General features: G+C 65.1%; 7 protein-coding genes. 3 read left to right on the top strand and 4 right to left on the bottom strand.

Going from position 1 to position 3,595, the window contains the following annotated elements:
* A partial coding sequence (locus tag FFS27_RS30440) for a bile acid:sodium symporter (protein WP_137952437.1) occupies nucleotides 1–582 on the bottom strand: 582 nt, incomplete at its 3' end.
* Nucleotides 583–735: 153 nt separating this feature from the next.
* On the bottom strand, nucleotides 736–1,128 hold the full coding sequence (locus tag FFS27_RS30445; protein ID WP_003088646.1) for a hypothetical protein: 393 nt from the start codon (nucleotides 1,126–1,128) through the stop codon (nucleotides 736–738).
* A gap of 132 nt (nucleotides 1,129–1,260) precedes the next feature.
* Here FFS27_RS30445 and FFS27_RS30450 point away from each other — a divergent pair, with 132 nt between their 5' ends.
* Nucleotides 1,261–1,734: an Lrp/AsnC family transcriptional regulator gene (locus FFS27_RS30450; RefSeq protein ID WP_003088649.1), complete on the top strand. Its 474-nt coding sequence runs from the start codon at nucleotides 1,261–1,263 to the stop codon at nucleotides 1,732–1,734.
* 23 nt (nucleotides 1,735–1,757) lie between these two features.
* Nucleotides 1,758–2,057: a winged helix-turn-helix domain-containing protein gene (locus FFS27_RS30455; protein ID WP_003088651.1), complete on the top strand. Its 300-nt coding sequence runs from the start codon at nucleotides 1,758–1,760 to the stop codon at nucleotides 2,055–2,057.
* A gap of 74 nt (nucleotides 2,058–2,131) precedes the next feature.
* Here the strand turns inward: FFS27_RS30455 and FFS27_RS30460 are convergent, their stop codons facing one another.
* Together FFS27_RS30460 and FFS27_RS30465 are read right to left on the bottom strand one after the other, a co-directional pair.
* Nucleotides 2,132–2,389, bottom strand: coding sequence for a hypothetical protein (locus FFS27_RS30460; protein ID WP_021264702.1), 258 nt, complete (start codon nucleotides 2,387–2,389; stop codon nucleotides 2,132–2,134).
* On the bottom strand, nucleotides 2,386–2,640 hold the full coding sequence (locus FFS27_RS30465) for a DUF1127 domain-containing protein (RefSeq protein WP_003100355.1): 255 nt from the start codon (nucleotides 2,638–2,640) through the stop codon (nucleotides 2,386–2,388). Before FFS27_RS30465 ends, FFS27_RS30460 begins: the two co-directional genes overlap by 4 nt.
* Nucleotides 2,641–2,819: 179 nt before the next feature.
* Here FFS27_RS30465 and FFS27_RS30470 point away from each other — a divergent pair.
* A partial coding sequence (locus tag FFS27_RS30470) for an aminotransferase-like domain-containing protein (protein WP_134540514.1) occupies nucleotides 2,820–3,595 on the top strand: 776 nt, incomplete at its 3' end.

Raw genomic sequence — 3,595 nt, forward strand, 5'->3', positions numbered from 1 at the left:
GTTGCGCTCCACCCAGGCGCCGATCCAGCGCCGCAGGACCTGGCCGGCGATGAAGGGTACCAGCAGTTGCAGGGTGATCTTGCCGATGGCGTCCAGCGCGTTGCCGGTCTCGCCTTCGGCGCCGAGCAGCAGCTTGACCAGCAGCGGGGTAAGGAATACGCCGAGCAGGCTCGACACGGAAGCGCTGCATACCGCTGCCGGCACGTTGCCGCGCGCCAGCGAGGTGAAGGCGATGGAGGATTGCACCGTGGCCGGCAGGGCGCAGAGGAACAGGATGCCGAGGTACAGCTCCGGGGTGACCATCGGCGACAGCGCCGGTTTCAGCGCCAGGCCGAGCAGCGGGAACATCACGAAGGTGCAGGCGAATACCAGCAGGTGCAGGCGCCAGTGGGTCATGCCGGCGACGATCGCCTGGCGCGACAGCTTGGCGCCGTGGAGGAAGAACAGCAGGCCGATGCCGATGTTGGTCACCCATTCGAAGACCACGGCGGTCTGGCCGCTGCAGGGCAGGAAAGTGGCGAGAAGGACGGTGGCGATCAGCGCCAGGGTGAAGTTATCCGGAAGGAAACGCGGTCGGGACATGGGCACGCTCTGCAGGATCGGGGGAACACATGGCAGTCTTCTGGCTGCCTGGCGAACCTGCACTGTAGCCATGGGCTGGGCGACCGGCTAACGCCAGAAGGCCAGCCGATGACGCTGAGTGGACAGGGCGGCCGCCGCGCCGCCCCGAGGGGCTCAGACGACGCTGGCCAGCAGCGGCTCGCTGACGCTGGGACGGACCTTGCCGGCATGGGGAGAGAACTCCAGGCGGACGGCGAGCACGGTGACCAGCGAGCGCAGTTTCTCCGCGATCACGCTGGCGCGGTGCTGGCTGAGGCCGGGGAAGGTCAGCAGCAGGCGGATCTTGTGGTCCTCGCGGTCGGCACGAACCCGCTCCGGGGTGAAGGACTGCACGGCGAACAGGTTGAGCACCCGGCACAGCAGGTCCGGGTCGGCCATGCCCTCGATATGGAAGATCGACAGGGTCTCGGTATCTGCGCAGGAGGTTTCCCAGACGTTCGGGCGGATCACCTGGCGTTCTTCGCCGTCAGGGTGTTTGGCCAGGAAAAGGGGGGCGAGGGTTGACATGTGACGCTCCAGGCAGTGTTTCGACGAGAGAAATTCTCCCAGAGGCGTGCCGGATTTTTTCTCCTGTTTTTGCGTGATTTTGCGCTATCCGTGCATACTTGATCCCTATATTTTTCTTTGTAGGGAATATTTATGTCCATTCCACTGGATATGTACGATCAGCGTATTCTCGCTTTGCTGCAGGAGGAATCCTCGCTTTCCACCGCCGAGATCGCCGAGCGCATCGGACTTTCCCAATCGCCCTGCTGGCGGCGCATCCAACGCCTGAAGGAGGAGGGGGTGATCCGCAAGCAGGTGACCCTGCTCGACCGCAAGAAGATCGGCCTGAATACCCAGGTATTCGCCCAGATCAAGCTCAACGCCCATGGGCGCAAGAACCTCACCGACTTCGCCGAGGCGATGCACCAGTTTCCCGAGGTGCTGGAGTGCCACGTACTGATGGGCGCGGTGGACTTCATGCTGCGTATCGTCACCCGCGATATCGAATCCTACGAACGCTTTTTCTTCGAGAAGCTGTCGGCGGTGCCGGGCATCCAGGAAGTGAACTCCATCGTCGCCTTGTCGGAAATCAAATCCACCACTACCTTGCCCCTGCTCGCTCCCTGAGCCTTCCCGGAGAACGCCTGCTCATGACCATCAGCAAGACCAAGTCCAGCTTCTACCGCCGCCTCTACGTCGCCTACCTGATCGACAGCGGCATCGCCAGCGTGCCGGAGATCATGGCCGCCACCGGCATGCCCCGGCGTACCGCACAGGACACCATCGCCGCGCTGGAGGAACTGGACATCGTCTGCGAGTTCGAGCAGCGGGAGGGTGCGCGCAACCACCAGGGCGGCTATGTCATCCGCGACTGGGGGGCGGTACGGCGGGAGTGGGTGGTCGAGCAGCATCGGCGAATCGCGGCGGCGCTGGAGTATCCGGCGCAATGAGCCACGCGCTGGCGGCCACATGCATATAAAAGAAGGAGGGGCTCAAACTGCCTCCCCTCCCGAGCATGCGTTCTTCAGATGCCGCGCTGTTCCAGGGTGGCCTGGCGGGCGCGCTGGGCCAGCTCCTCGGCGGGCTGGACGCTGCTGCCGGCGGTAGGCGGCGGTGACGGCATATGTGGCTTGAGGTAGGCCGCCAGGCTGACGCCGCAGTAGACCAGCAGGGCCATGGCGATCAGCGCCTTGTATGGGTCGACGTCGGATCGGCGCTTGCAGACCATACAGATATGCCCTTCGCTGGCTGGGTGTTCGCCACAGTTGCGACAGCGGATCATGCCTTTCTCCCGCCGGATTTTCCCGCCTGCCAGAACGCCAGCGAGGCTTCCTCGCGGGCCTGCTCGGCGCTCAGGCCGATATCCTTCAGTTCCGCCGCTTCCAGGTCCAGCAGCGCGCGCCGGGTCAACTGGCGTTGCCGGGCCAGGCGATAGCCGCGACGCAGGGCCTGCGCCAGGTTGTCCATCGCGGCGAGTGGGAAGGGGCCATCGAGGCGTTGGCGGCGCTCGGATTTCGCACTGAGTCGCGTCATGCTGCGTACTCCATATTGATCGGCTGGACGACGGAGATAGAATGGCCATCGCGCGCTGTTCCGTACAGGTCCAGAAAAGGTGGGTTGACTGCATACAGATCAAGCGCTCCCCGGCCTGAATGGTGGATTTCGCCACCATCTGTACCGGTCCCGCTTTCGCTCACCCTGGAGTCCCGCTCATGACCCTTTATCTGCAACTCGCCGAGACCCTCGGTTCGCGCATCGAACAGGGCCTCTACCGTCCGGGCGACCGGCTGCCCTCGGTGCGGGCCATGAGCATCGAGCACGGCGTCAGCCTGAGCACCGTGCAACAGGCATACAGGCTGCTGGAAGATCGCGGGCTGGCCGAGCCGCGGCCGAAGTCCGGCTATTTCGTACCGGTCGCGCGACAGATGCCGCCGCTGCCGGCGATCGCCCGCCTGGCCCAGCGGCCGGTGGAAATCTCGCAATGGGAGCAGGTGTTGGCCCTGGTCAGCACGGTACCGCGGCCGGACGTGGTCCAGCTCGGCCGCGGCATGCCGGACATCTCCAGCCCTTCGCTGAAACCGCTGACCCGCAGCCTGGCCCGGCTCAACCGCCACGCCGACGCCCGTGCGCTGGCCTACGACGGGATCCACGGCTCGCCGTTGCTGCGCGAGGAAGTCGCCCGCCTGTTGGTGGACTCCGGCTGTCGGGCCACCGCCAGCGACGTGGTGATCACCACCGGCTGCCACGAGGCCCTGTCGGTGAGCATCCGCGCGGTGTGCGAACCGGGCGACATCGTCGCGGTGGAGTCGCCGAGCTTCCATGGCGCCATGCAATCGCTGAAAGGCCTCGGCATGAAGGCCCTGGAGATCCCCACCGATCCGGTCAACGGCATCAGCCTGGAAGCCCTCGAACTGGCGCTGGAACAGTGGCCGATCAAGGCCATCCAGGTGACCCCGAACTGCAACAACCCGCTCGGCTACATCATGCC

This window comes from Pseudomonas sp. 2VD (assembly GCF_005503585.1).
Taxonomy (GTDB): Bacteria; Pseudomonadota; Gammaproteobacteria; order Pseudomonadales; family Pseudomonadaceae; genus Pseudomonas; species Pseudomonas aeruginosa.

Excerpts from the sequence above, each read along its gene's own strand:
- FFS27_RS30445 (WP_003088646.1), bottom strand. The coding sequence starts at position 1,128 with ATGTCAACCCTCGCCCCCCTTTTCCTGGCCAAACACCCTGACGGCGAA.
- FFS27_RS30460 (WP_021264702.1), bottom strand. The coding sequence starts at position 2,389 with ATGATCCGCTGTCGCAACTGTGGCGAACACCCAGCCAGCGAAGGGCAT.
- FFS27_RS30450 (WP_003088649.1), top strand. The coding sequence starts at position 1,261 with ATGTCCATTCCACTGGATATGTACGATCAGCGTATTCTCGCTTTGCTG.
- FFS27_RS30465 (WP_003100355.1), bottom strand. The coding sequence starts at position 2,640 with ATGACGCGACTCAGTGCGAAATCCGAGCGCCGCCAACGCCTCGATGGC.
- FFS27_RS30455 (WP_003088651.1), top strand. The coding sequence starts at position 1,758 with ATGACCATCAGCAAGACCAAGTCCAGCTTCTACCGCCGCCTCTACGTC.